28 protein-coding genes are annotated in these 26,175 nt (G+C 68.8%); 15 read left to right on the top strand and 13 right to left on the bottom strand.

Annotated elements, in window-relative coordinates:
- The first annotated feature begins 51 nt into the window (after nucleotides 1-51).
- Together eccD and mycP are read left to right on the top strand one after the other, a co-directional pair.
- Entirely contained in the window at nucleotides 52-1,377 is a 1,326-nt protein-coding gene (eccD, locus tag A7U43_RS24780; protein ID WP_082902303.1) for a type VII secretion integral membrane protein EccD, read from the top strand.
- Nucleotides 1,374-2,750: a type VII secretion-associated serine protease mycosin gene (gene mycP / locus A7U43_RS24785; protein ID WP_068000254.1), complete on the top strand. Its 1,377-nt coding sequence runs from the start codon at nucleotides 1,374-1,376 to the stop codon at nucleotides 2,748-2,750. Before eccD ends, mycP begins: the two co-directional genes overlap by 4 nt.
- Here mycP and eccB read toward each other — a convergent pair.
- Nucleotides 2,679-4,067 (bottom strand): type VII secretion protein EccB, encoded by a 1,389-nt coding sequence (eccB, locus tag A7U43_RS24790; protein ID WP_231963458.1) that lies wholly within the window; start codon nucleotides 4,065-4,067, stop codon nucleotides 2,679-2,681. The genes mycP and eccB overlap by 72 nt on opposite strands.
- A 76-nt stretch (nucleotides 4,068-4,143) precedes the next feature.
- Nucleotides 4,144-4,704 (bottom strand): CGNR zinc finger domain-containing protein, encoded by a 561-nt coding sequence (locus A7U43_RS24795; protein ID WP_068000259.1) that lies wholly within the window; start codon nucleotides 4,702-4,704, stop codon nucleotides 4,144-4,146.
- 73 nt (nucleotides 4,705-4,777) lie between these two features.
- Between A7U43_RS24795 and A7U43_RS24800 the strand changes: the two genes are divergently transcribed.
- From A7U43_RS24800 to A7U43_RS24820, 5 genes are read left to right on the top strand one after another with little or no spacing between them, the layout of a single operon-like run.
- On the top strand, nucleotides 4,778-5,788 hold the full coding sequence (locus tag A7U43_RS24800) for an EamA family transporter (RefSeq protein ID WP_068000261.1): 1,011 nt from the start codon (nucleotides 4,778-4,780) through the stop codon (nucleotides 5,786-5,788).
- Nucleotides 5,789-5,803: 15 nt separating this feature from the next.
- Nucleotides 5,804-6,481 carry a cutinase family protein gene (locus A7U43_RS24805; protein ID WP_068003707.1) on the top strand — a complete coding sequence of 226 codons (678 nt, stop codon included), beginning with the start codon at nucleotides 5,804-5,806 and terminating at the stop codon, nucleotides 6,479-6,481.
- 40 nt (nucleotides 6,482-6,521) lie between these two features.
- Entirely contained in the window at nucleotides 6,522-7,166 is a 645-nt protein-coding gene (locus A7U43_RS24810) for a cutinase family protein (protein ID WP_068000262.1), read from the top strand.
- 25 nt (nucleotides 7,167-7,191) lie between these two features.
- A complete protein-coding gene (locus A7U43_RS24815) occupies nucleotides 7,192-7,902 on the top strand; it encodes a cutinase family protein (RefSeq protein ID WP_082902304.1) in 711 nt (236 codons plus the stop codon).
- A 51-nt stretch (nucleotides 7,903-7,953) separates the two neighbouring features.
- Complete coding sequence (locus A7U43_RS24820) at nucleotides 7,954-8,643, top strand: cutinase family protein (RefSeq protein ID WP_418287659.1); 690 nt, start codon at nucleotides 7,954-7,956, stop codon at nucleotides 8,641-8,643.
- Nucleotides 8,644-8,663: 20 nt separating this feature from the next.
- Here the strand turns inward: A7U43_RS24820 and truA are convergent, their stop codons facing one another.
- The 8 genes from truA to infA all read right to left on the bottom strand — a co-directional run bounded on the left by truA (nucleotide 8,664) and on the right by infA (nucleotide 13,405).
- A complete protein-coding gene (gene truA / locus A7U43_RS24825; protein WP_068000263.1) occupies nucleotides 8,664-9,563 on the bottom strand; it encodes a tRNA pseudouridine(38-40) synthase TruA in 900 nt (299 codons plus the stop codon).
- A gap of 7 nt (nucleotides 9,564-9,570) precedes the next feature.
- Nucleotides 9,571-10,140 carry a 50S ribosomal protein L17 gene (gene rplQ, locus A7U43_RS24830; protein WP_068000264.1) on the bottom strand — a complete coding sequence of 190 codons (570 nt, stop codon included), beginning with the start codon at nucleotides 10,138-10,140 and terminating at the stop codon, nucleotides 9,571-9,573.
- Nucleotides 10,141-10,248: 108 nt separating this feature from the next.
- Nucleotides 10,249-11,301: a DNA-directed RNA polymerase subunit alpha gene (locus A7U43_RS24835; protein WP_068000265.1), complete on the bottom strand. Its 1,053-nt coding sequence runs from the start codon at nucleotides 11,299-11,301 to the stop codon at nucleotides 10,249-10,251.
- 91 nt (nucleotides 11,302-11,392) lie between these two features.
- Entirely contained in the window at nucleotides 11,393-11,998 is a 606-nt protein-coding gene (gene rpsD, locus A7U43_RS24840) for a 30S ribosomal protein S4 (RefSeq protein ID WP_068000266.1), read from the bottom strand.
- A gap of 14 nt (nucleotides 11,999-12,012) precedes the next feature.
- On the bottom strand, nucleotides 12,013-12,429 hold the full coding sequence (rpsK, locus tag A7U43_RS24845) for a 30S ribosomal protein S11 (RefSeq protein WP_019512358.1): 417 nt from the start codon (nucleotides 12,427-12,429) through the stop codon (nucleotides 12,013-12,015).
- Between the two features lie 6 nt (nucleotides 12,430-12,435).
- A complete protein-coding gene (gene rpsM, locus A7U43_RS24850; protein ID WP_068000268.1) occupies nucleotides 12,436-12,810 on the bottom strand; it encodes a 30S ribosomal protein S13 in 375 nt (124 codons plus the stop codon).
- Between the two features lie 177 nt (nucleotides 12,811-12,987).
- A complete protein-coding gene (gene rpmJ, locus A7U43_RS24855; protein WP_003879483.1) occupies nucleotides 12,988-13,101 on the bottom strand; it encodes a 50S ribosomal protein L36 in 114 nt (37 codons plus the stop codon).
- A gap of 82 nt (nucleotides 13,102-13,183) precedes the next feature.
- Complete coding sequence (gene infA / locus A7U43_RS24860) at nucleotides 13,184-13,405, bottom strand: translation initiation factor IF-1 (protein WP_003418601.1); 222 nt, start codon at nucleotides 13,403-13,405, stop codon at nucleotides 13,184-13,186.
- Between the two features lie 309 nt (nucleotides 13,406-13,714).
- On the opposite strand from infA, the gene A7U43_RS24865 reads away from it, so the two are divergent.
- Genes A7U43_RS24865 through A7U43_RS24875 form a run of 3 tightly spaced genes read left to right on the top strand, consistent with a single transcriptional unit; the run spans nucleotide 13,715 to nucleotide 17,798 of the window.
- Nucleotides 13,715-15,166, top strand: coding sequence for a WS/DGAT/MGAT family O-acyltransferase (locus A7U43_RS24865; RefSeq protein WP_068000270.1), 1,452 nt, complete (start codon nucleotides 13,715-13,717; stop codon nucleotides 15,164-15,166).
- A 54-nt stretch (nucleotides 15,167-15,220) separates the two neighbouring features.
- On the top strand, nucleotides 15,221-16,096 hold the full coding sequence (locus A7U43_RS24870; RefSeq protein WP_068000271.1) for a universal stress protein: 876 nt from the start codon (nucleotides 15,221-15,223) through the stop codon (nucleotides 16,094-16,096).
- A gap of 40 nt (nucleotides 16,097-16,136) precedes the next feature.
- Complete coding sequence (locus A7U43_RS24875; RefSeq protein WP_068000272.1) at nucleotides 16,137-17,798, top strand: cation:proton antiporter; 1,662 nt, start codon at nucleotides 16,137-16,139, stop codon at nucleotides 17,796-17,798.
- Between the two features lie 14 nt (nucleotides 17,799-17,812).
- On the opposite strand, the gene A7U43_RS24880 is transcribed toward A7U43_RS24875, so the two are convergent.
- The 3 genes from A7U43_RS24880 to A7U43_RS24890 form a co-directional block, all read right to left on the bottom strand.
- Complete coding sequence (locus A7U43_RS24880) at nucleotides 17,813-18,697, bottom strand: universal stress protein (RefSeq protein ID WP_068000273.1); 885 nt, start codon at nucleotides 18,695-18,697, stop codon at nucleotides 17,813-17,815.
- Between the two features lie 44 nt (nucleotides 18,698-18,741).
- Entirely contained in the window at nucleotides 18,742-19,191 is a 450-nt protein-coding gene (locus tag A7U43_RS24885; protein ID WP_068000278.1) for a pyridoxamine 5'-phosphate oxidase family protein, read from the bottom strand.
- A 105-nt stretch (nucleotides 19,192-19,296) separates the two neighbouring features.
- Complete coding sequence (locus tag A7U43_RS24890; protein WP_068003729.1) at nucleotides 19,297-20,103, bottom strand: ribosome hibernation promotion factor; 807 nt, start codon at nucleotides 20,101-20,103, stop codon at nucleotides 19,297-19,299.
- A 296-nt stretch (nucleotides 20,104-20,399) separates the two neighbouring features.
- Here A7U43_RS24890 and A7U43_RS24895 point away from each other — a divergent pair, with 296 nt between their 5' ends.
- The 5 genes from A7U43_RS24895 to A7U43_RS24915 are packed head-to-tail and all read left to right on the top strand — an operon-like array spanning nucleotide 20,400 to nucleotide 26,175.
- Nucleotides 20,400-21,131: a hypothetical protein gene (locus A7U43_RS24895; RefSeq protein ID WP_231963728.1), complete on the top strand. Its 732-nt coding sequence runs from the start codon at nucleotides 20,400-20,402 to the stop codon at nucleotides 21,129-21,131.
- A gap of 40 nt (nucleotides 21,132-21,171) precedes the next feature.
- Nucleotides 21,172-22,875: an NAD(P)/FAD-dependent oxidoreductase gene (locus tag A7U43_RS24900; RefSeq protein WP_068000281.1), complete on the top strand. Its 1,704-nt coding sequence runs from the start codon at nucleotides 21,172-21,174 to the stop codon at nucleotides 22,873-22,875.
- A 13-nt stretch (nucleotides 22,876-22,888) separates the two neighbouring features.
- Entirely contained in the window at nucleotides 22,889-24,394 is a 1,506-nt protein-coding gene (locus tag A7U43_RS24905; RefSeq protein WP_068000284.1) for an ATP-binding protein, read from the top strand.
- A gap of 58 nt (nucleotides 24,395-24,452) precedes the next feature.
- Nucleotides 24,453-25,298: an LLM class F420-dependent oxidoreductase gene (locus tag A7U43_RS24910; protein WP_068000286.1), complete on the top strand. Its 846-nt coding sequence runs from the start codon at nucleotides 24,453-24,455 to the stop codon at nucleotides 25,296-25,298.
- 25 nt (nucleotides 25,299-25,323) lie between these two features.
- A complete protein-coding gene (locus A7U43_RS24915; protein ID WP_068000288.1) occupies nucleotides 25,324-26,175 on the top strand; it encodes an LLM class F420-dependent oxidoreductase in 852 nt (283 codons plus the stop codon).

Below are 26,175 nucleotides of genomic sequence, written 5' to 3' on the forward strand. Positions count from 1 at the left end.
ATCCCCGCCACCCGGCTACCCTGATCTCAGGACGCTGTCAGGGGGTCGGCGATGGATGATCCGTTGTGCCGTATATCGATTCAGAATGCCGTGCGACCGGAGGTGGTCGATGTCGCGCTGCCCCGGCACGCCGAAGTGGGTCTGCTGCTGCCCGATATCGTCGATCTCGTCATCGGTAACGGGGCACCGGCACCGGCACCGGCGCCGGCGCCGGCGGGCTGGCGGTTGGACCGCCTGCTCGGCGGCCCCTGCGATGAGTCGATGACGCTGCACGAGAGCGGGATATCCGACGGTGACGTCATGGTGCTGTCCCCGGTGGGCACCCCGGCACCGGGCCCGTTGCACGACGATCCGTTCCGCACCGTCCGTGACGCCGAGGGGCCCGATCCGGCCGGCGACACCTCGGCCGCGCGGTGGGCATGCACCGGCCTGATCGCGGTGGCCGCTCTCGGCTACTCGGGTGCCCACGGCGGCCTGCCATGGCTGGCGGCGGGCACCGCGGTGCTCAGTGCGGCGATCTGCATCCTGGTGGCGTGGCGCCGGCCCGAGGTAGGTGTGACAGTGGACGGGTTGTGCGTCGGATTCGTCAGCGTGGCAGGCTTTCTCGCGGTGCCCGGGGATGCTTGGGCTCCGGGGGTGGCACTCGGGGCGGCCGCGGGCTGCGCGGCCTCGGTCTGGCTGCTGCGCGCGGCGGGCGGTGATGTGTGGCTGCTCACCGCCACGGCGACCGCCGCCGCGCTGGTCACCGCGGCCACCGCGGTCGCGCTGGTGCTGCCGGTGGATCTGGCCGCGGCCGGCGCGCTCCTCGGCGTGCTGGCCCTGGCCGTGCTTGGAGCTGCCGGTCGGCTCGCCGTCGCCCTCACCGGCCTGCGGCCCCCGCTACCGGGCGAGGGGTCCGCGGAGGGTGCCGCGCCGATATCCGCGGCGGCCGCGGTCGACGGTCGGACGCTGTGCACCGGCCTGGTCACCGGGGCCGGCGCCGCCGTCACGGTGGGGGTCGCAGCGTTGGTCTTCGATGGCGCGGACGGCCCGTCCTGGCCGCGCCGACTCATGCTGGCTGCGGTACTTGCGGCACTTCTGCTGCTGCGCATCCGGTTCTACGCCGATCCTCGGTGTCGCACGGCGCTGGGCTGGTGTGGCCTCGTTGCGGCCTCGGCGGCACTCGCACTGGCGACCGTGTCGGCCCCGCGGTATGCCGGGCCGGTGGTCGTGCTGACCGTTGCCCTGGCTGCCTGGTCCGGCGCTCGCCGCGGCGAGCGGGTGCTGTGGGTTCGCGGCGCCGACACCGCGGAGTGTGTGCTGCTGGCTGCCGTGGTGCCACTGGCGGGTTGGGTGTGCGGTCTCTACGAACTGGTGCGATCGTCGAGTATCGGATGATCGCCGGCCGGGCGGTGCCGGTGCTCGCGGCCGTGGTGCTGGGCGCGGCGCCGGTGGCCGCGGCGGCACCGGCGCTGGCGATCGGCCCGCCACCGGTCGACAGCCGGATGCTGCCGCCGGCAGGGCCGGCCGCGCCTGGTCAGGCCACCGAGCAGATCGCGTCCTGTGTCGCCGCCCCGCCTGCGGACGCCGGCACCCAGGTGGCGCGGCCCGACCTGGGTGCCGCGTGGATCCGGTCGCGCGGCGCGGGTCAGACCGTGGCGGTCATCGATACCGGCGTGGCCCGGCACCGGCTGCTACCGCGCCTGGTTCCGGGTGGTGATTTTGTCGCCGACGGGGACGGCACCGCCGACTGCGACGGCCACGGCACGATCGTCGCCGGGATCATCGGTGCGGCTCCCGACCCGGGCAGCGGGTTCAGCGGTATCGCCCCCGACGCCGCCGTTCTCGCGATCCGCCAGTCCAGCATGAAGTTCCGCGTCTCCGCCGCGGCCGGCGGAGACGGCGTCGGCGATGTCGATTCGCTTGCGGCGGCGATCCGGACGGCCGCCGACCAGGGCGCCACCGTCATCAACATCTCGTCGGTGGCCTGCCTCGCGGTCACCGATCGCCTCGATGACCGGGCGCTGGGCGCCGCGGTGGCCTACGCGGTGGACGACCGCAATGTCGTGGTGGTGGCCGCGGCGGGCAACGTCGGTGGACAGGGCACCTGCCCGAAACAGAACACGTTTCCCGGCGCGGCGGCCGAACCCGACTGGGACGGGGTCGAGGTGGTGGCGAGCCCGAGTTGGTATGACGATTACGTGCTGACCGTGGGGTCGGTGGATGCCGACGGCGCACCGTCGGCGTTCAGCTTGGCGGGACCGTGGGTGGACGTCGCCGCACCCGGCGAATCGGTGGTGTCGCTGAGCACCATCGGCGAGGGCCTGGTGGATGTCATGCCGGGAGCCGCTGCAGCACAGCCGATTTCCGGGACGAGCTACGCGGCTCCGGTGGTGTCGGGTGTTGCGGCGCTGATTCGCGCCGCGGCGCCGCAGTTGACGGCTCGGCAGGTGATGCACCGTATCGAGAGCACCGCGCAGCATCCGCCGTCGGGCTGGAACCCGTCGGTGGGACACGGTGTGGTCGACGTGCTTGCCGCCATCCGCGGCATCGCCGGCCCCGCGGAGCCCTCCCCGCCGCACCCGTTGCCACCGGCCGCTGTCGCGGTGCCGGATTCCGGTGCACGGCGGTTCGCGTTGCTCGGCGTGGCGGCATGCACCGCCCTGGCGGTCGGGTCGGCGCTGGTGCCGGGCCACCGGTCACCCCGGCGCGTCGATGCTGTCCCGCACGAGGGTGGCACGGGCGGCGCTGAGTTCGGGGCCGCGCGGTAGCAGTGCGATCAGCGGCCACGGCGCGACTCCCGGTGTCTGCGGTAATCCCAGCGCGCGTGCGGCCTCCGGGCCGGCGATACCGAACGCCACCCCGGACCCGGTGATCAGGTGTCGCGGTCCGGTCGACACACCCTGGCCGGCGACGCCTGCCGCCCGGACGTAGAGACTGTGCCCGTCCGGGACCGCCACGGCATCGATCGCCGGGCCGGCGCCGTCGCCCTGGGCCAGCTCGAGCACCCGCCCCGACACCGGCGTGGCCTCCGGTGCCAGCACGGCGGTGTGGGGTGCCGCTCCGGTCCGCTGCCATTGCCAGCGCGTGCACAGCACACCGTCGAAATCCGCTCCGGCGACGGCCGCATCGGTCAGGTCGGTCACCGGCACCGTGTCCAGCACCGGCACCGAGGCGATCCGGTCCGCGGGCACCTCGGGGATCTCCCTGCCGCCGTGTGTATCGGCGAAGCGGATCAGATCCGCCGCGATCTGGCCGACCCGTTGCACGCCGTCGGCGAGCACCAGATAGTGGTCGGCCTCGCCGGCCCGCGGCACCCGCAGCACCTCCCCCACCCGCAAGTCCGTCAACCCGGGCGGCCCCGGGTCTCCGGCACCGGGCACCTGGGGTGCGACTATCGGCGTCGACTCTGGGAGCGGATCCAGCAGCGCCGCAGAGACTTTCAGTGGAACCATGCCGTCCAGGTGCAGTGCCCGGACGGCCGCGCGGTCCCGCAGATCCACTGCCGCCCGGCGCCCGGCGTGCACCAGGTAGACACCCGGTGTCCGTTCCTGCCCGGCGGTGACGAGCACCGGCGGAGCGTCGGGCAGCCGCACGGGTGGACCGATGATCATCGTCGTGGTGGCATCCCCACCCGCACCGCTGTCATCGCACACCGTCCAGGCGTGCTGGTCGGGTGCCAGCGGTGCCGCGATATCGCCCGGTGCGCCGGCAATGCCCATCAGCGGGCCGTGGTCGGCATCGGCGACCGCGTCGGCGCTGACCAACCGGGGCACCGCCGGCGTTCCGGCGATCAGCCGTGCCGACGCCAGGTTCGGCACCGGGTGCAAGGTGTCACCGACCCGCACGTACATCGCGCCGGAGTCGCGCACCATGACCACCGGGTCGGCGCCCAGGCTGCCGTGCGGTCGCAACAGCGCCAGCACCGCGCACACCGCCACCGCGATCGCGGCCAGCACCACACCGGCGGCCATGGCCGTCGTGTGGTTGCGGATCGGGTCGTCGAGCATGCGGGTGTCCCGGCACGCCAACGCGTATTCCATTCTGCGCATCAGGAAGCGGTGGCCGCTGACCTGAAGGCGTGTCACCGAACGCCGAACCATGTGTCCCCCGGTTTCGACCCTAACCGGCGCACACCGTGGGCGAGAGCACCAGTTTCGGGCGTTACCCCTCCTTGCCGCGGCGTTCCCGATAGGCCGCCACGTGTTGTCGGTTTCCACAGTTGCCGGTGTCGCAGAAGATCTTCGAGCGGTTACGCGACACATCGAAGAGCACGGCGTCACAATCCGGCGCGGCACACACCTTGAGCCGGCGCAGCTCGCCGCCGCGGATCAGATCGGCCAGCGCCATGGCCATCTCGGCGCCCATCCTGCGCGCCAGCGGGTCGTGGATCGAGGCCAGGTGCAGATGCCACTCGGGCATCTCGGCGTGCCGGGTCAACCAGGGCGAGGCCTTGGTGTCCGACAGCAGGGCGTTCACCTGGCCGACCGCGCGCTCCTCGTCGTCGGCGGCCGCCCAGAGCCGGCCGATCCGCTCCCGCAGCCGGTGCACCTCGGCGAGTTCGGCGAAGTCCCGGTCGCGGCGGCCGGTCCAGCCGAATTCGGCCAGGTAGTCGTCGAGCCCCGCGATATCGCCCAGATCGTCGCGGTCCGCGGCACGTCTGTCGCTGTTGACCAACACGCAGGCGGCCCGCAGTGTGAGCTCCGTGTCATGAGTGAAAATCATTTGACGCGTGACTCCCGTCGGCGATAGTGTCATGAGCAACATTCATTTTACTCATTACACCTTGGGGAGCGTCATGACGGTGACCGACGCGCGGTCGACGAATCGGTTCCGGCTGGGACTGGCGTTCGCGATCGCGTCCGCCCTCGCGTTCGGCCTGTCCGGCCCGCTGGCCAAATCACTCATGGAGGCGGGCTGGACTCCCACCGCAGCGGTCACCGCGCGGCTGGCCGGCGGAGCGCTCGCCATGGCGGTGTTCGCCACCCTCGCCAGACCCGGTTGGAGCGGCGAAGCGTGGGCACACCGCCGCACGATCCTCGCCTACGGCGTGATCCCGGTCGCCGGCGCACAGTTCTGCTACTACAACGCCGTCTCACACCTCTCGGTCGGCGTGGCGTTGCTGCTCGAGTACACCGCCCCCATCCTGGTGGTGGGCTGGCTGTGGGCACAGACCCGGCGCCGGCCGAGCACACTCACGCTGGTCGGCGTCGCGACCGCGATCACCGGGATCACCCTGGTGCTCGACGTGTTCGCCGGTGCGCACATCAACTCGGCCGGGGTGCTGTGGGGACTGGCCGCCGCGGTCTGCGCGGCGTGCTATTTCATGATGTCGGAGAAGGCGAGCTCCGACGGCACCGGACTGAGTCCCATCACGCTGGCCGCGGCCGGTCTGATCGTCGGCGCCGTCACCGTCGCGGCACTCGGCGCCTCCGGTCTCATGCCGATGCGGTTCGGCACCGAGAACGCCGTCCTGGCCGGACTCACGGTGCCCTGGTTCGTCCCCGTCATCGGACTCGCGCTCATCCCGACCGCCCTCGCCTACACCCTGGGCATCATGGGCGTTTCGCGGCTGCGCCCGCGGTTCGCCTCGCTGGTCGGCCTGTCCGAGGTGCTGTTCGCGGTGCTCGCCGCGTGGGCGCTGCTCGGTGAATCCATCACCGTCACCCAGACCGTCGGCGGTGCAGTGGTGCTGCTCGGTCTGGCCCTGGCGCGCCAGGGCGACCGCACCGAGCAGGTGGCCCGGGCCGAGTGGCCCGATGTCCCGCCCGTGACCGCGCAGCCCGAACAACCGATTAGCCGTAGCTAACCATCGAATGTGAAGATGGTGATCGTGAAGCTGCGCACGATGGCGGCCCGGTCGGCCGCCCTGGGATCCGCACTGGTATCCGCACTCGTCGTTCTGGCCGGCCCCGCGCCGGTCGCGAGCGCCGAACCGTGCTCGGACGTCGAACTCGTCTTCGCCCGCGGCACCAGCGAGCCGCCCGGCATCGGCCGTGTCGGCCAGGCCCTGGCCGACACGCTGCGCCCGCAGCTCGGGGGGCGCACGCTGAGCACCTACGGGGTGAACTACCCCGCCACCTACGACTTCTTCACCGCAGCGGACGGCGCGTACGACGCCGCCGGTCGCATCGCCTACCTGGCGCAGAATTGCCCGGCGACGCGGGTGGTGCTCGGCGGGTACTCCCAGGGCGCGGCGATCGTGAGCATGCTCGTCGGGCTGCCGCCGGTCGGCGAACGGATCGGCGAGTTCGGCTCGGCGCCCCCACTGCCGAGTAATCTGGCCGGGAACGTCGCGGCCATGGCGGTGTTCGGCAACCCCGGCGCCAAGTTCAGCAATCCGGTGTCGGTGGCGCCGCCGCCGTACAGCGGACGCGGTATCGATCTGTGCGCCGACGGTGATCCGATCTGTTCGCGCGGACGCAACCCGTTCGCGCACACCCGCTACGAATCGTCGGGATTCATCCCCCAGGCGGCCGGCTTCATCGCAGGGCGTGTCTGACTCGGGACTTGTTTAGCCCCGCTCCGCGTTATGCTGTGGCGTGCGCATCGATCTTGTTCGAGGTTGCTCCGTCCTTGCCGCCACCGTTGCCGCGGTCGGCGCGTCGATCCTGGCCCCGGCATCGCCCGCGCGGGCCGAAGGATGCCCCGATATCGAAGTCGTCTTCGCCCGCGGGACGAATGAGGATCCCGGCCTGGGCCGCATCGGCAACGCTTTCATCAACGCGCTGCGCGGCAAGGTGGGCGGACGTTCGGTGGGTACCTACGCGGTGAACTATCCGGCGAGCTTCGACTTCCTCGCGGCCGCCGGCGGCGCCAATGACGCGAGTGGCCACGTCCAGTGGATGATGGCCAACTGCCCGGACACCCGACTGGTGCTGGGCGGCTACTCCCAGGGCGCCGCGGTCATCGACGTCATCGCCGCGGTGCCGGTACCCGGCATCGGCTTCAACGCCCCGCTGCCGCCCAATACGCCCGAGCACGTCGCCGCGCTGGCGGTGTTCGGCAACCCCTCGGCAAAGGTCGGTCTGCCGCTGACCGTCAGCCCGGTGTGGGGTGCCCGGTCCATCGATCTGTGCAACTTCGGTGACCCGGTGTGCAGCGGTGGCGATGACGTGGCCGCCCACCGGGCCTACAACGGCGGACCTGCCGAACAAGCCGCCGGATTCGTGGCGGGTCTGCTGTAGAGCGCGTCCCGGTACACTGCATCAGGTGTCCATCCGAACGCTCCCAGCAAAGCGCCGCGCGCGTAAGTTCGTCGCCTCCGTCGCCTCGGTAGCGGCCATCGCCGCCGGGTTGCTGGCCGGCACGACGACGGGCCCGGCGGCGCAGCAACCCACCGCGTCGGCCGAGCCATGCGCACCGGTGGAGTTGATCTTCGCCCGCGGCCGCAACGAACAGCCCGGCGTCGGCCGGATCGGCAACGCGTTGGTGGGTGCCCTCAACGCGCGGCTTCCGCAGCCCGTCGGGGTGTACGCCGTGAACTACCCGGCGAACACCGAGATCGCCGCGGGCGCCAACGACATCAGCAACCGGATCCAGTACATGGCGGGCGCCTGCCCGGACACCCGCCTGATCGTCGGGGGTTATTCGCTGGGCTCGGTGGCGGCCGCGCTGGCATTGTCGGCCAACCAGACGGGCCTCGGCTTCAACCGCCCGCTACCGCCGGGCATGGACAGCCACATCGCCGCGGTCGTATTGGTCGGCAACTTCTCCAAGCAGGTGCCCGGCCACCAGATCGCCGGCCAGTACCTGGACCGCACCATCGACATCTGCAACGCCGAGGATCCGGTCTGTTCGGGCGGGCTGCCCAACGACCTCAACGATCTGCAGCGCGTCTGGGGTGACCACCTGCAGGACGGCTACATCAGCTCCGGGCTCATCGAGCAGGCCGCCGATTTCGCCGCGGCCCGGGTGCGGTAGACGGCTCACTTCGCAACGCAGACGTCAATTCCGGCCGCTACACTCGGTGCGGTGATCTTGACGTCGAGAGGTCCGGTCCGTCGCTTCACCGTTCTGGCGGCGGCACTGATCGTGGTGCTGGCCACCCTCGGTGTGCCGACGCTCAGCACGCCAGGCATGCTGCCGGTGGCCGGCGCAGTCTCGTGCCCCGACGCCGAGCTCATCTTCGCGCGTGGCCGGATGGAATCACCCGGGGCCGGCCAGATCGGGAACGCGCTCGCCAGCGCGCTGCGTTCCAAGTCGGGCAAGAACGTGGCGCTGTACGCGGTGAAATACCCCGCGGACACCCAGATCGACATCGGCGCCAACGATATGAGCGCACGCGTGCAGTACATGGCGGCCAATTGCCCGAACACCCGGTTGGTGCTGGGCGGCTACTCGCTCGGGGCGGCCGTCAGCGATGTGGTGCTGGCGGTGCCGTTCGCCGCGTTCGGCTTCAAGAACCCGCTCCCGCCCGGCGCCGACCAGAAGATCGCCGCGGTGGCGTTGTTCGGCAACGGGATTGCCTGGGTCGGCCCCATCGCGAACTTCAATCCGCTCTATCAGGAGCGCACCATCGAGCTGTGCCACGGCGATGACCCGATCTGCAACCCCACCGATCCGGAGAACTGGGAATCCTATTGGGCCGACCACCTGGCGCCGGCGTATATCAAGGCGGGCATGGTGAATCAGGCCGCCGACTTCGTCGCGCCACGGATCTGAGGCCCGCCGGCCGGTGAGTGTCAGAGGGTGCGCATGTCGCGGGTGACGGTGATGCGCGCGGCCAGCTGATCATCGGCCGGATAGTCCACCCCGACCAGCGTCAGCCCCCGCGCCGGTGCGGCCGCGAAATCGCTGGAGCGCTTCGCCGCACCGAGCAGCGACGCACACCAGGACGGATCCCGCCGTCCCTCCCCCACGGCCAGCAGTGCCCCCACCACCGAGCGCACCATCGACCAGCAGAACGCGTCGGCGCTGACGTGGGCGGTGACCAGGTCGCCGTCGCGCGTCCAGTCCAGGCGCTGCATCTCGCGGATCGTGGTGGCGCCGTCGCGGTGCTTGCAGAAGGCGGCGAAGTCGTGCAGGCCGATCAGGTGCCGCGAGGCATCGACCATGGCGTCCAGGTCGAGCGGGCGTGCCCACGGGGTGACGAATCGGGCTTGCTGCGGGGTGGCGCCGTACGGCGCTGTGGCGAGCCGGTATTCGTAATGCCTGCGCAGCGCGGAGAAACGCGCGTCGAAACCGGCCGGAGCGCGCACGATGCCGAGCACCCGGACATCTTCGGGTACGAATCGCGCGAGTCGCCTTGTCAGCGGCAGGAATTCGGGCTCTCCCGCCGGCCGCGCGCTGCGCGGGTAGGCGTGCCCGAGCGCGTCAGCGGGCACGTCGAGGTGCGCCACCTGGCCGGTGGCGTGCACACCGGCATCGGTGCGGCCGGCGGCTCGCAGGATCACCGGGGTGCGAAAGACCGTCGACAGGGCATCCTCGAGGACACCGGCGACGGTGCGCTGCCCTTCCTGGGCGGCCCAGCCCGCGAACTCGGTGCCGTCGTAGGCGATGTCGAGGCGCAGACGAACCGGGGCGAGCGGAGCGACGGGAGAACGAACAAGCCCGCCACCGGCGTCGGTGGCGGGCTCGTTCACAGCGTCACTACTTGGCGTCGTCGGCCTTGTCCTCAGCCTCGGTGGCCTCCTCGGTGACGGCCTCTTCGGCCGGAACCTCGGTGGTCTCCTCGGTCACAGCCTCGTCGGCCGTCGGGCCTGCGGCGGCCTCGGGCTCGACAGCGGCCTGCGGAGCGGCGGCAGCCGCGACCTTCTGCGAGGCGTCCGCACGACGTGCGCGGTTGGCCTCGGAGGTCACGGTCTTCTCCCGGACCAGTTCGATGACGGCCATCGGGGCGTTGTCGCCCTTACGTGCCTCCACCTTGATGATCCGGGTGTAGCCACCCTCACGATCGGCGAAGAAGGGACCGATCTCGGCGAACAGGGTGTGCACCACATCCTTGTCGCGGATCTTCTTCATCACCTCACGCCGGTTGTGCAGCGAGCCCTTCTTGGCATGGGTGATCAGCTTCTCCGCGTACGGACGCAACGCCCGTGCTTTCGGCTCGGTCGTCTTGATGCGGCCGTGCTCGAAGAGCGAGGTGGCCAGGTTGGCCAGCAGCGCGGCCTGGTGCGAGGACGACCCGCCGAGGCGAGGACCCTTGGTGGGCTTGGGCATTGCGACTATCTCCTAATGTGGCCGATCCCCGTATCAGGTAGGACCGGGACGGTTTCTGCTGGGTTTAGAGCTGTTCGGTTTCGCGCCTAGAGCTGTTCGGTTTCGCGCCTAGAGCTGTTCGGTTTCGGCGAAGTCCTGGTCGGTGTCCAGGTCATAGCCGGCGTCACCGGTCCAGGTGCCGGTGGCGACGTCGTAGCCGGCAACCTCGGACGGATCGAAGGTGGCGGGTGAGTCCTTGAGCGAGAGACCCAGCTGGTGCAGCTTGATCTTCACCTCGTCGATGGACTTCTGGCCGAAGTTACGGATGTCGAGCAGATCGGACTCGGTGCGCGACACCAGTTCGCCGACGGTGTGCACGCCCTCGCGCTTGAGGCAGTTGTACGAGCGCACCGTCAGGTCCAGGTCGTCGATCGGCAGCGCGAAGCTGGCGATGTGGTCGGCCTCGGCCGGCGACGGCCCGATCTCGATGCCCTCGGCCTCCACGTTGAGTTCCCGTGCCAGACCGAAGAGTTCGACCAGGGTCTTACCCGCCGACGCCAGGGCGTCGCGCGGGGTGATCGAGTTCTTGGTCTCGACGTCGAGGATCAGCTTGTCGAAGTCGGTGCGCTGCTCGACGCGGGTGGCCTCCACCTTGTAGGTCACCTTCAGCACGGGGCTGTAGATGGAATCGACCGGGATACGGCCGATCTCGGCACCGGAGGCCTTGTTCTGCACGGCGGGCACATAGCCGCGGCCACGCTCGACGACGAGCTCGACCTCGAGCTTGCCCTTGTCGTTCAGGGCCGCGATGTGCAGATCCGGGTTGTGCACCGTCACACCGGCCGGCGGCACGATGTCACCGGCGGTGACCGCACCCGGGCCCTGCTTACGCAGGTACATGGTGACCGGCTCGTCCTCTTCCGAGGACACGACCAGACCCTTGAGGTTCAGGATGATGTCGGTGACGTCTTCCTTCACCCCGGGGACGGTGGTGAATTCGTGCAGCACACCGTCGATGCGGATGCTGGTGACCGCCGCGCCCGGGATGGACGACAGCAGCGTGCGCCGCAGCGAGTTGCCGAGGGTGTAACCGAAGCCGGGCTCCAGCGGTTCGATGGTGAACCGGGACCGGTTCTCGGCCAACGTCTCTTCGGACAGGGTGGGGCGCTGTGAAATCAGCATGTTTTTCTATCTCCTTCTCGACACCCGCTATTTGATGCCGTCTGGGTGTCCCAGGCCGCCTGACAGTGGGCGGCCCGGGACGTCTAACCGTTTACTTCGAGTAGAACTCGACGATGAGCTGCTCGGTGAGCGGCACCTGGATCTGTGCCCGCTCGGGCAGCTGGTGAACCAGGATGCGCTGACGCTCGCCGACGACCTGCAGCCAACCCGGGATCGGGCGCTCGCCCGCGGCCTGCCGCGCGGCTTCGAACGGCAGGGTGTTGATCGACTTGTCCTTGACATCGATGATGTCGTACTGCGAGACGCGGTAGCTGGGGATGTCGACCTTCACACCGTTGACGGTGAAGTGGCCGTGGCTGACCAGCTGGCGAGCCATCCGGCGGGTACGCGCCAGGCCGGCGCGGTACACGACGTTGTCCAGGCGGCTTTCCAGGATGCGCAGCAGGTTCTCGCCGGTCTTACCCGCCTGGCGATTGGCCTCTTCGTAGTACTTGCGGAACTGCTTCTCCATGACGCCGTAGGTGAAGCGAGCCTTCTGCTTCTCCTGCAGCTGGGTGCGGTATTCGCTTTCCTTGATCCGCGCGCGACCGTGCTGGCCGGGCGGGTAGGGGCGCTTTTCGAACGACTGATCGCCGCCGACGAGGTCGACGCCGAGGCGACGCGACTTGCGGGTCGCGGGGCCGGTATAACGAGCCATTTTCTAGATCCTCCCTAGACCCGGCGCCGCTTGGGCGGACGGCAGCCGTTGTGCGGCTGCGGAGTGACATCGGAGATCGCACCGACCTCGAGGCCTGCGGCCTGAAGCGAGCGGATCGCGGTCTCGCGGCCCGAACCCGGGCCCTTCACGAAGACATCGACCTTCTTGACACCGTGCTCCTGCGCCTTGCGGGCAGCGTTCTCGGCGGCGAGCTGCGCGGCGAACGGGGTCGACTTGCGCGAACCCTTGAAGCCGACGTGACCCGACGAGGCCCAGGCGATGACGTTGCCCTGGGGATCGGTGATCGAGACGATGGTGTTGTTGAAGGTGCTCTTGATGTGAGCAGCGCCGTGCGGGACGTTCTTCTTTTCCCTGCGGCGGGTCTTCTGACCCTTCTTGGCGGCGGTGCCGCCCTTCTTTGCCTGTGCCATCCGGGGTTACCTGGCCTTCTTCTTGCCGGCGATGGTGCGCTTCGGGCCCTTGCGGGTGCGCGCGTTGGTCTTGGTGCGCTGTCCACGCACGGGCAGGCCACGACGGTGGCGCAGTCCCTGGTAGCAACCGATCTCGATCTTGCGACGGATGTCGGCCTGAACCTCGCGGCGCAGGTCGCCCTCGACCTTGAGGTTGCCTTCGATGTAGTCACGCAGCTGGCTCACCTGATCGTCGGTGAGGTCCTTGGTGCGCAGGTCCCGGCTGATGCCGGTGCCTTCCAGGATTTCCTGGGAGCGGGTACGGCCGATGCCGTAGATGTAGGTCAGCGCGATCTCCATGCGCTTGTCACGCGGGAGATCGACGCCCATGAGACGTGCCATCAGGCAGTGATTCTTTCTCTATGCGGAGGTCTGTTCCCAGTCCGTTCCCCGTCTTGGCGGGGCCCGGCCTCCGTGCCGGGCGTGTAGTGAGCAGCGAATCCGCTCACTGGTACTGGGAGGTCTGCATTCAGTTGTGGGTGGTGCTGCGTGCTTGGACGCTGCGTGCTTGGACTGGGACTAACCCTGCCGCTGCTTGTGCCGCGGATCCGAGCAGATCACCATGACCCGCCCATGCCGGCGGATCACCCTGCACTTGTCGCAGATCGGCTTGACGCTCGGGTTCACCTTCACGGCTTCGCGATCCTTCTAGGTCAGTTGCGGCGGACACATCGATGCCCGCCACAGGTAGTGGTTGTTGCAGTTGAGGGGCGTTTTACTTGTACCGGTACACGATGCGGCCCCGGGACAGGTCGTAGGGCGAAAGCTCCACCACGACGCGGTCCTCGGGCAGGATGCGGATGTAGTGCTGCCGCATCTTGCCGCTGATGTGGGCCAGAACCTTGTGTCCGTTCTCCAGCTCAATGCGGAACATCGCATTGGGCAGAGGTTCGACGACACGGCCCTCGACCTCGATGGCACCGTCTTTCTTGGCCATACTGTGTTAGCGATCCTTGCCTTCGTTTTCGTATCTTGTGCGCCCTCGGCTTGGCGCAGTCCGGGCCACCGACTGAGAACGTGGGCCGGATCACCGAAATCGTCACGATTCCAAGACAGGCACGCAAAGAGTCGGCGCGCAAGCCGCGCCGTTGGTCCATGCTACCCGCTGGAACGTCGTCCCCAAAATCAGCGAACGCCCAGCTCCACCGCTCGACGCCGGGCAGGCCGGCGAGCAAGACCGCAGGTCCCCGCCAACCAGGGACTTCCGACTCTGACGGTGGCACGCGAATGCGGCGATAGTGCAGGGATGGAGCGCCTGACCGCACTGGATGCCGGATTCCTCGACGCCGAAGACGCTGACCGTCACGTCAGTCTGGCCGTCGGCGCCGTGGCCATCATCGACGGGCCTGCCCCCGCTCACGATGAGGTGCTCGCCGTGATCGGAGAACGCATCCTGGCCACCCCGCGGCTGCGTCAGGTGGTGCGCAGGCATCCGCTGGACCTGTCCGCACCGAGGTGGGCGGATGACCCGGCACTGGATCTGGCCCATCACATCCGTCGGGCGGCGCTGCCCCACCCGGGGACCGACGCGGAGTTGTTCCGGTTCACCGCGGAGGCGATGGAATCGCGCCTGGACCGGGAACGCCCGCTGTGGCAGTGCTGGGTCATCGAGGGACTCGCCGACGACCGATGGGCGCTTCTGATGAAGATGCACCACTGCATCGCCGACGGTATCTCGACGATGCACATGCTCACCGGTCTCTGCGATGCGGGCGTGGGCGCGACCTACGTCGAAGCGATCCGCGCGACCGCGGACGAGGGCGGCGGCGCGCAGGCCGCCGCGACCCGCACGCTCAACCCCGTCGACTGGGTGCGCTCGGCGTGGAACACGGCTTCGGCGCTCACCACGGGCACGGTGAAGACGATCACCGGCGCGATCGAGATCGTGGACAGCCTGCTGCGCACCGGACCGGCATCCCCACTGAACGGACCGGTGACGACTATGCGCCGCTACAGCGCGGTGCGGGTTCCGCTGGCCGGTGCGCTCTCGGTCTGCGAGGCATTCGGGGTGACCCTCAACGACGTGGCGCTGGCGGCGATCACCGACAGTTTCCGGGCTGCCCTGCTGCGGCGCGGGGAACAGCCGCGACACGACTCGTTGAGGACGCTGGTGCCGGTCTCGGTGCGAGCGGATGACGCCGCCGATCAGACCGGCAACCGGGTCTCGGTCATGCTCCCCTACCTGCCCGTGGACGAGCCCGACCGGGTCGAGCAGCTCCGGTCGGTGCACCGACGGATGGCCCGGGTGAAATCCGGCGGCCAGTCCCAGGCGGGCAGCACCGTGGTCTCGGCACTCAAGCTGGTGCCGTTCGCGCTGGCGTCGCGGACCATTCGCGCCCTGACCGCGCTGCCGCAGCGCGGCGTCGTCACGCTCGCGACGAACATCCCCGGACCGCGGGACCGCCTGAGCATGATGGGACGAGAGGTGGTCGGGATGCTCCCGGTCCCCCCGGTGGCGCTGCGGCTTCGGGCCGGCGTGGCCATCCTGACCTATGCCGACGACCTGGTTTTCGGTGTCACCGCCGACTTCGACGCCCTGCCCGATGTCGACGAACTGGCCGCCGGCATCGGCAAGGCGATGACATGCCTGGCCGCAGCCGCGCGTCACCCGCACCCCGGCCGGCCCGGCCTGGTGTTGATCCCCCCGACCGATGACGCTGACACCCCGACGCCCCACCTCGATCGCGTGCAGGGTTGATACTGCGCTGGCAGGATCGAAGCGAACCGCCGATGCCGAAATGAGGACGACACGATGACCGATGCCCCCGCCTTCGGGAAAATTGTTGTCGGAGTGGATGATTCGACATCGTGCCAACGCGCCCTGGAGTGGGCGGCCGCCGAAGCGGTGCGACGCCACGCGCCACTGCACATCCTGTACGCCTCCACGCTGCCGGTCGCGGCCTGGCCCGTGCCGCCGATACCGGCGGGATACATGGAATATCAGGCGGAACTCGCATCGGACGTCCTCGACAAGGCCACCGCGACCGCCGAAGCGATCATCGGCAACGCCGTCGGTGTGTCAACCGACTTTCTCGTCGCGACCCCGACGGCCGCCCTCGTCGAGGCCTCCGGGTCGGCGGGCATGGTCGTCGTCGGATCGCGGGGGCGCGGAGCGCTGGCGCGCACCATCCTCGGCAGTGTGAGCACGGGTGTGGTGCACCGCGCCGAATGCCCGGTCGCGGTGATTCACGACGAGGACCCACCGCCTGACCCGGCTGCGCCGGTCCTGTTGGGGTTCGACGGATCCGCCGCCTCGGATGCGGCCGTCGCGCTGGCCTTCGAGGAAGCCTCGTCACGGAAGGTCAAACTGGTCGCCCTGCACGCGTGGTGGTCCCCCGGCGCCTTCGAGATGCCGGGATTCGACTGGGAGACCATCCGCCCCGAAGTCGACCGCGAGGTCGCCCAACAACTGTCCGGCTGGCAGCAGCGCTATCACGACGTGCCGGTCGAACGCCTGGTGGTGCCGGACAGGCCCGCGCAGCGACTGGTCGAGCAATCACGATCGGCCCAGCTCGTCGTCATGGGCCGACGCGGGTTCGGCGCGGTGGCAAGCACCTTGCTCGGGTCCGTGAGCGGTGCGGTGGTGCAGGCCGCACGGGTACCGCTGATCGTCGCCGGCCCACGTTGACGGGGTCGCGCGGCGTCCGGAAGCCGATCTGAATCACGCCATGGACCTTCACCCGTTTCCCACCATCGCCCTGATTCTCGCCCTCGCCACCGCCTCCGGCCTGGTGGCCAACAAGCTGCGACAGCCGCTGATCGTCGCGTTCATCCTGGTGGGCGTCGCGGTCGGGCCGGTCGGCGCCGGCTGGGTTTCGGCCGACACCACGATGGAACTGCTGGCCCGGCTGGGGCTCGCGATCCTGCTGTTCCTGGTCGGTTTGCGCCTCGATCTGCACATGATCCGCAGCACCGGACCGGTGGCAGTGGTGACCGGTCTGGGCCAGGTCGCCTGCACCGCCGTGCTGGGTTATCTGATCGCGCTCGCCCTGAATCTGAGCGGGATCTCCGCGCTGTATGTCGCGGCGGCGCTGACCTTCTCGTCGACGATCATCATCGTCAAGCTGCTCTCCGACAAGCGTGAACTGGACCAGCTGCACGGACGGATCACGCTCGGCATCCTCATCGTGCAGGACATCGTGGTCGTGCTGGTGATGATCGCGTTGACGGCGTACGGCCAGGGTTCCTCCGGGGGCCTGGGCGCCGGCATCGCGGTGGTGGCGCTCAAAGGCGTTGGCCTGCTGGCAGGGATCTGGGCGCTGACCCGCTGGGTGATGCCCTGGCTGATGCCGCACGTCGCCCGCTCCCAGGAATTGCTGGTCCTTTTCGGCGTCGCGTACGCGGTGTCGGTGGCCGCGTTCAGCGAATGGCTGGGGTTCAGCTCCGAAGTCGGCGCGTTCCTTGCCGGCGTATCGCTGGCCAGCACCCAGTTCCGGGACGCCCTGGGCGCACGGTTGGTCAGTCTGCGTGACTTCCTGCTGCTGTTCTTCTTCCTCAATCTGGGTGCTGGACTGGACTTCAGCGAGGCAGCGGGCCAGCTCGTCGCCGCGTTGATCCTGTCGGTATTCGTCCTGATCGCCAAGCCGATGATCGTGATCGCGATCATGACACTCATGCGGTACCCGGTCCGGGTCGGCTTTGCGGTCGGTCTACCGCTGGCGCAGATCTCGGAGTTCTCCCTGATCCTTGCGTCACTGGGGGTGACCCTGGGGCACATCAGCGGAGCGACCCTCAGCCTGATCACCGTGGTCGGCCTCGTCACCATCGCGGCGTCGACCTACCTGACCACATACTCCGATCCGATCTTCGAGCGATGCAGCCGGTGGCTGGCCGTACTGGAGCGCACGCACCCACGGGAATCGGAGGCGGCCGAGAACACCGATGACTTCGATGTGGTCCTGTTCGGTCTCGGACGGTTCGGAAGTCATCTCGCCGAACGCCTGTCCGGCGCGGGCCACCGCGTGTTGGGCGTCGACTTCGACATCCACGGGGTCCGGACGCATCGCCGTAAGGGTGTGGCGATGGCCTTCGGCAGCGCGGAGGATCTCGATCTTCTCCAGGCCCTCCCACTGGAGCGCGCCAAATACGTCGTCAGTGCCATCCCGGTACTCCAGACGAACCTCGCTCTGTTGCACGGGCTTCGACAGCACGGCTTCGACGGCATCATCGCCTTGACCGCCCACACCCGCCACGATGCCGAGCAGCTTCGTGCCGCCGGGGTCGACGTCGTCCTGGAGCCGTTCGCCTCGGCGGCGCACACGACGTCAGAGACCCTGCATGATCAGCTCGCCGCCGAGCAGCAAAAGCACCACGACGACGCCGACGGTTGAGCGGGCCCGTCCGCTCAGTGCGGACGGACCACGGTCACCGGCACGTCGACCGACTGCGCCACGGTGGAACTGACCGAACCCAGCAGCATCCCGGAGAACCCGCCCCGGCCGTGGCTACCCACGACCACGAGCTGCGCGGAGCGCGATCGCTCGACCAGCCGTCGGCTGGGCTCGTCGAACTCGATGTGACGCCGCACCGGTACATCCGGGAACTGCTCTTGCCAGCCCGCGAGACGCTCGGCGAGGATCTCCGCCGCCTGTTGTTCGATGTCCGACCAGCTTCCGCCGCGCGGCTCCCGTCCGGCGCGGTCGTGCCAGACGTGCAGTGCTTCCAGTTCCACACCCCGCCGGGACGCCTCCTCGAAGGCGAAGGCGGTGGCCGCCTCCGACGCCGGGGAGCCGTCGACTCCCACCAACACCGGCGCGGCGACATCCGGCAGGACACCCATCTGGCTGTGCACAACGGTGACGGGGCAGTGTGCGTGGCGGATCAGCCCCGCACTGACCGAACCGAGTTTCAACCGGGGAAAACCGCCCGTCCCCCGACTGCCGACCACCACCATCCGGGCGGTTTCGGACGCCTCGATCAGGGCACCGAGTGCGCTGTCTCGAATCACCTCGGTGCGCACGTCGGGGGGATTCGCCGCCCCGTCGCCCGCCAGCGCCGCCGCCCGCGCGTGATTCAGGGTGTCTTCGGCATTCTGCCGTTCGCATTCCGCGGCGAGTTCGTCGGTGGGAGCCAGCGGCCAGGTCACGATCGGCGGCCGGACGGCATAGACCAGATCGACGGGTACGCCGGACATCTGGGCCTCGGCCGCGGCCCACCGCACCGCCACGCCGGCCTGTTGGGAACCGTCGACGCCGACGACGATCGCACCGCCGGTCTGCTGATCGTTCATCAGGTTCTCCTGTCCGACAACGACTGCGACTGTGGCTGTGCGGATCAACCCAACACGGGATCTTCGACCGCCGCCGGCTGCGCCGGTGCGCCGACGAACGGGAACCGTCTGCCGGTCACGCCGCGCGGGCGGATCCGGACGAAATGCTCCTTGTCCGAACCCGTCCACGGCACCAACGCGGCACGCTCGGCCTCGGAGATCTCTTCGTCGCTGCGCAGCAGGCGCGCCACCCCCGCGACGATCACGCTCCAACCATGCTCCCGGTCGTACCCGTCGGCCTCGAAGAGCACGCTGTTGTTGATCGCCGAACTCACCAGTTTCGTCCCCGACGCGGTCCTGAACAGGATCGTGCGTTCCTGCACCGCGAAATTCACCGGGAAGATCCCCGGGTTACCGTCGACGCTGGTCACCAACCGTCCGAGCGAGGTGCCGGACAACAGATCCCAACACTGCGGGACGGACAGGATCGACATCTGGCGGGTCTCATCGGTCATGCGTCGACGGTATGCGGCCCGTACCGTCCCGGGCTGTGGCACAAAGTCCTCGAATGCAGGTACCAAGGGCACCGGAGACACTCCCGTCGGATCACCGGTGGGTCCCTAACCGGCGGGGGTGAGTACCGCAAGGTTGCCGTCATAGCGCCGGTACAACACGCTGGCACGTCCTTCGGCCGCGTCGATGTAGAACAAGAACGGCAGCCTCATCAAGCCCATGCGTTCGACAGCGGCCTCCTGCCGCAAGCAGGGCACCCGGTGCGGGCTCACCGTGACGTCCCGTTCACACGGCGCCAGCGTGTCGGCCAGCGCCGGGTCCACCAGGGCCAGCCGGAGACCGGTCGGGCCACTTCGGTATACCACTGCGGCTGCGCCCGTGGTGATTTCGTTGAAAAGATGGAAATCGTAGTCGAGCAGCTCCATCTCGCTGATCGCCTCGTCGACGGTGCACGGCGCCATCGCGAAGGTCTTGCGACGGCTGATCGACGGAGTCCCATCAGCGCCCAGCTCCCGGACCTGCCGGGCCGGCACTGTCCCGCTGCGCCAGGGCGGCGCCGCATCCGGGCCACGGTGCGGCTCCCCGAGTTCGACGGCCCGTTGGATCCCGCGGCTGAGCCGGGATTCCAGTTGGTCGATCGCTTCGTGCACGCTCTCGGCCTCGACCTGGGCCCGTACCGGGCGACCCCGGACCGTCAGATTGGCCTGCGCGATCACGCTGTCGGTGACGGCGGGATCGTGCCGGCGAGTCAGTCGCACCCGTACCTGCGACAGCGGATGCCGCGTGACACGGGTGAGCGCGCCGATCTTGGTGCGCGCGTAGTCGTCGGCGCCGTGGAACCCACCGCGCATCGTGACAGCGACATCGGCGGGAGATCCGGCCGGATCGGCGGTGCTGTTGTGGGCGTTGCGCATCTCGGCGTTGCTCATATCTCTGGGTACCCCGTCGGGGCCCCCACCGGTTAGAGCCGAAAGTCATCGGTGAACCGGGCTGTCGGGCGGATGCAATCTTGCTGTCCAACGGCCCGGGTCGACGGGACTTCGGCCACTAGGAGTGAGCCACTCACCGCTGCTGAGATTGCGCTGGGAACAGCATCGCCGTTGGGGCCGGAAGGGAAGCGATCATGCACAGCAGGGTGATCATGCACGACAGCGTGGTAGTGGATCCTCCCGGCCATCGCGGCGCGAGGTTTCGGGCCCTCGCCATGACCATCGGCAAACAACGGCCCGTCCTGGCCGACGTCCTGGCCGCGTTCGGCATCGGTGCCGTCTACCTGGCCCATGTGCGGCCGTGGATGTACACCTGGGGAGCGCGCACCGACGAGATACACGCCGCGCTGCCCGGCGACGAGATGGTCGCCGACGGAGCCGCGCGCACCACCCGGGCGGTGACGATCAACGCTGCCCCGCAGGACATCTGGCCCTGGTTGGTGCAGATCGGCGAGGACCGGGGCGGGTTCTACAGCTACTACCTGCTGGAGCGGGCGGTCGGAGCCGACGTGCACAACGCCGACGTCATCCATCCCGAGTGGCAGCAGCTGGCGGTCGGAGACACCATCTGGCTGGCCCGCAGGTACGGTCCCGCCGCCCGGCAGCTGGTTGCCGCGGTGCAGCCGTTCTCGCACCTGGTGCTGGTGTCCGCACCCGACTTCGAGCGGCTGCAGCGCGGGCAGCGGGCCGCCGGCGCCTGGTCGTTCGTCCTCCTGCGCGACGGCGCAGGGTCACGCCTGCTGGCCCGCGGCAGTGGCGGTGCGGTCGGTCATGTCTGGTTCGATCTACCGCACTTCGTGATGGAACAGAAGATGCTGCGCGGTATTGCCCGCCGGGTCCACCGGCAGCGGCGACGGCCGGTGGCGCCACCGGTGGACCAACGGAACGTGATCCCCGCGCGCGAACGTCGGCGGACCGGGCAACCAGGGCAGACCCCGGCAACCGCGGGCTGACCCTGATATCCGCTGGACCAGCGGCGCATACTTGTATGCGATGCCCGGATCCGAGAACCAACCCCGTTTACCCGCAATCCTGACGGTCGATGACGACCCGGCCGTCTCCCGTGCGGTCGCCCGCGATCTGCGCCGCCACTACGGCGAGCGCTACCGCATCATCCGCGCCGAATCCGGCGCGGATGCCATCAATGCACTCAAGGAACTGAAGCTGCGCGGCGACACCGTCGCCGTCTTCGTCGCCGACTACCGGATGCCCGGGATGAGCGGTATCGAGTTCCTCGAACGCGCGATGGACTTCTTCCCGCTGGCGCGCCGGGTGCTGTTGACGGCGTACGCCGACACCCACGCCGCCATCGACGCCATCAACGTCGTCGACCTGGACCACTACCTGCTCAAGCCCTGGGACCCCCCGCAGGAGAAGTTGTACCCGGTGATCGACGGGCTGCTGGAGGAATGGCGGGCCGTCGGTGACCGCGCCATGCCGTACACGAAGGTGATCGGGCACCGCTACAGCGACCGGTCCTGGGAGGTCCGGCAGTTTCTGGCGCGCAACGAGTACTCGTTCCGCTCGGTCAACGCCGAGGAACCCAAGGGGCAACAACTGCTGGAGGCCGCCGGCCTGGACGGCACCCGGCTGCCGGTGGTGATCACCGAAAAGGGCGAGACGCTCGTCGAGCCGACCGATGGCGAACTGGCCACCCTGCTCGGCCTGTCGACCAGTCCGTCTCTTCAGATGTATGACCTCGCCGTGATCGGCGGCGGGCCGGCCGGGCTGGCTGCCGCCGTGTACGGCGCCTCCGAGGGCCTCAAGACGGTGCTGATCGAGAAGTCCTCGACCGGCGGGCAGGCCGGGCGCAGTTCGAAGATCGAGAACTACCTCGGGTTCCCGACCGGCATCTCGGGTGCGGAGCTGACCACCTCGGCACGCCGTCAGGCCGAGAAGTTCGGCGCGGAGGTCATCACCACGCAGGAGGCGGGACGGCTCGAGGTCAACGGCATCGGGGCGGCCCACTCGCTGCGCCTCAACGAGGAGCAGACCATCGGTGCCCGCGCGGTGATCCTGGCGACCGGCGTCGAGTACCGCCAGCTGGAGATCACCGGGTGCTGGGAGAACCCCGCCGATCCGGGATGCAACTACATCGGCCGCGGCGTCTACTACGGGGCCTCGGTGTCCGACAACACCGAATGCGCCGGCGAACAGGTCTACATCGTCGGCGGCGCCAACTCGGCGGGCCAGGCCGCGATGTACATGTCGGAGACGGCCAAGACGGTGACCATGCTGATCCGCGGCCCGTCGCTGGAGGCCGGCATGTCGCAGTACCTGGTGGACCGGATCACCAAGACGGCCAACATCCACGTCCGGACCTGCACCGAGGTCGTCGACACCGTGGCGACCGACGACAGGCTGTCCGGGCTGGTGCTGCTCGACAAGCGCACCGGCGAACGGGAAACCGTCGTCAGCGACCGGATGTGTTGTTTCATCGGCGCCACCCCGCGCACGGATTGGCTGGAGGAAGCGGGAATAGCCCGCGACGATCACGGCTTCATCCTGTCGGGGCCTGATCTCCGCGACAAGGTCGGCTGGACGCTGGACCGTCCACCGCACCACCTGGAAACCAGTGTCCCCGGCGTGTTCGTCGCCGGTGACGTGCGATCGGAATCCGCCAAACGGGTGGCCGCCGCGGTCGGTGAGGGCTCGATGGCAGTGATGTTGGTGCACAGGTATCTGGCGGAAGCCTGAGAGGACGACAGCGATGGGCTCCCAGCACGGTGAAGAGTGTGTGCGCGATGAGCTGCGCACCCTGTTCCTCTTCGAGCACCTCTCCGACGAACAGCTGGACATCCTCTGCGAGGCCGGCCATATCGAGACGTTCCCGGCGGGACCGATCGTCGTCGAGGGTGAACGAGCGACCTGTTTCTACGTCTTGATCGACGGCGAGCTGGTCATGTCGAAGCGCTCCGGCGGCGTCGACATCCAGACCAACCGCACCTCCCAGCGCGGCGTGTACTTCGGTGCGTGGTCGGCCTACATCCCCGGCGAGGAGCAGCTCTACCAGGCGTCGGTGCGGCTGGTCGCCGACTCGCGGATCTTCGTGCTGCAGGCCGACACCTTCGCCGAGTTCATGCGCACACAGTTCCCGATGGCGGTGCATCTGATGGAGGGACAGCTGGTCGGCGGACGCCGGCAGAGCCAGATCATCGGTCAGCGCGAAAAGCTGCTGGCCTTGGGCACCATCACCGCCGGACTCACCCACCAACTCAACAACCCGGCCGCGGCCACCGCGCGCGCCGTCGCCGATCTGCGCGAGGGCGTCGGGCACATGCGCCACAAGCTGGCCATGGTGGCCGAGGCGAAGTTCACTCCCGAAGCGCTGCGCGTCCTGGTGAACATGCAGGATCAGGTCGCCGAGCAGGTGGCCAAGAACAAGGGCGTGGAGCTGTCCGCGCTGGAGACCTCCGACCGCGAGGACGAACTCGGTGACTGGCTGGAGGATCACAACATCATCGGGGCCTGGGATTACGCGCCGACGTTCGTGGAGGCCGGCCTGGACACCGACTGGCTGGAACGTGTCGCGGCGGTCATCGAGGATTCCGATTCCACCGCCTCGCTGCAGGGCGCGATCGGCTGGCTGAAGTACACCATCGACAACGAACTGCGGATGAACGAGATCGCCGAGGCCAGCAAGCGGATCTCCGCCCTGCTCGCGGGCGCCAAACAGTATTCGCAGATGGACCGCGGCAGCTACGGCAGTGCCGATGTGCACGAGTTGCTGCGCAGCACCATCATGATGTTCGGCGACAAGATCGGCGGGCCCGGCAAGGGTAAGCCGGTGTCGATCGTCAAGGATCTGGACAAGACGCTACCCGAATTGCAGTGCTACCCCGGTGATCTCAACCAGGTGTGGACCAATATCATCGACAATGCGATCCAGGCGATGGACGGGCACGGCACGCTGACCATCCGGACCGCTCGGGAGAACGAGCAGATGATCCGGGTGGAGATCTGTGATGACGGCCCGGGCATCCCCGAAGACGTCATCGAGCGCATCTTCACCCCGTTCTTCACCACCAAGCCGTTCGGGGAGGGCACCGGTCTGGGCCTGGACCTGGCCTGGCGCATCGTGGTCGAAAAGCACGGCGGCAACATCTCGGTGCAGAGCAGGCCCGGCGATACCCGGTTCGCCGTCTGCCTCCCCCTGGTGGCGCCGGCTCCGCTGACGCCGACACCGGGTCAACTCTCGGCGGCCGGCACCGAATGATCCGAATCGGTCTGCGCGGATCGGAATAGCCACCTTCGCCGCAGCGGTTGACCCGACCATGGGTAAACCAGACTTGGGCAGGTTCGGCGTTTTCGGTCACTACAGCCAGTGGCAGCAGCTCTCGGGTGCGCAACTGCGCGATATCGAGGGTCTCGGGTACGGCGCGATCTGGGCGGGTGGTTCGCCGCCGGCCGAGCTCGAGTGGGTCGATCCGATCCTGGCCGCCACGGATTCCTTGCAGCTCGCGACCGGCATCGTCAACATCTGGACCGCCGCCGCCGGACCGACCGCGGACTCCTTCCACCGCATCGACAAGGAGTACCCCGGCCGGTTCCTGCTCGGCATCGGCGTGGGCCACCCGGAGGCGCACACCGAGTACCGCAAGCCCTACGACGCGCTCAACGATTACCTCGACGAACTCGATCGGCACGGGGTGCCCAAGGACCGCATCGTGGTGGCCGCGCTCGGGCCGCAGGTGCTCAAGCTCTCGGCCCGCCGCAGCGCGGGAGCGCACCCGTACCTCACCACCCCCGAACACACCCGGGCCGCCCGCGAGCTCATCGGCGCCGACGCCTTCCTCGCCCCGGAACACAAGGTGGTGCCGACCACCGATGCCGCCAAGGCCCGTGAGGTCGGCCGCAAGGCCCTGGAGATCTACCTCAACCTCGCCAACTACCTCAACAACTGGCGCCGGCTGGGCTTCACCGACGCCGATCTCGTCAAGCCCGGCGGCGATGCGCTGGTCGACGCCGTGGTCGCCTACGGCAGCACCGATGCGATCGCCGCGCGACTGCAACAACATCTCACCGCAGGCGCCGACCACGTTCCGGTTCAGGTGTTGACGGGTACTGACAAGCTGGTGCCTGCGCTCGCAGAACTTGCCGGCCCGCTCGGCCTGCAGTAACGAGACTCGGAATTAAGGACGATTCATGACCGACGCTGTCACGCTCAAACCCGACCTCGGCCGCTTCGGCGTCTGGACCTTCGGCGTCCCCCAACCCGACCAAGTCGCCGAGATCGAGAAGCTCGGCTACGGCGCGGTGTGGATCGGCGGATCGCCGAAGGGCAATCTGGAATACGTCGAACCGCTGCTGGAGGCCACCGAGAACCTTCAGCTGGCCACCGGCATCGTCAACGTGTGGACCGCCGAGGCCGACGAGGTCGCGCAGGCCTACCACCGGGTGGAGAAGGCCTTTCCGGGCCGGTTCCTGCTCGGGATCGGCATCGGGCACCCTGAACACACCGAGGAGTACCGCAAGCCCTACGACGTGTTGGTCGAATACCTGGATGCGCTCGACGCGCAGAAGGTGCCGACCAGCCGCCGGGTCGTCGCCGCGCTCGGGCCCAAGGTGCTCGAGCTGGCGGCCGCCCGCAGCGCCGGCGCGCATCCGTACCTGACCACCCCCGAGCACACCGGCCAGGCGCGCAACCTCATCGGTAACACCGTCTTCCTGGCACCCGAGCACAAGGTGGTGCTCGGTACCGATGCGGAGGAGGCCCGCGAGGTCGGCCGCGGCGCCGTGGACTTCTACCTGAATCTGAGCAACTACCTGAACAACTGGCGCCGGCTCGGTTTCACCGAGGACGATATCGCCAAGCCGGGCAGCGACCGGCTGATCGATGCGGTGGTGGCGCACGGCGACGCCACCGCGATTGCGGCGCGGCTGCACCAGCATCTGGAGGCCGGCGCCGATCACGTGGCCATCCAGGTGCTCGGCGGCTGGGACAAGCTCATCCCCACCCTCGCCGAACTGGCGGGTCCGCTGGGCCTGCAGCGGTAG

It is taken from the genome of Mycobacterium adipatum (assembly GCF_001644575.1).
Classification (GTDB): Bacteria; Actinomycetota; Actinomycetes; order Mycobacteriales; family Mycobacteriaceae; genus Mycobacterium; species Mycobacterium adipatum.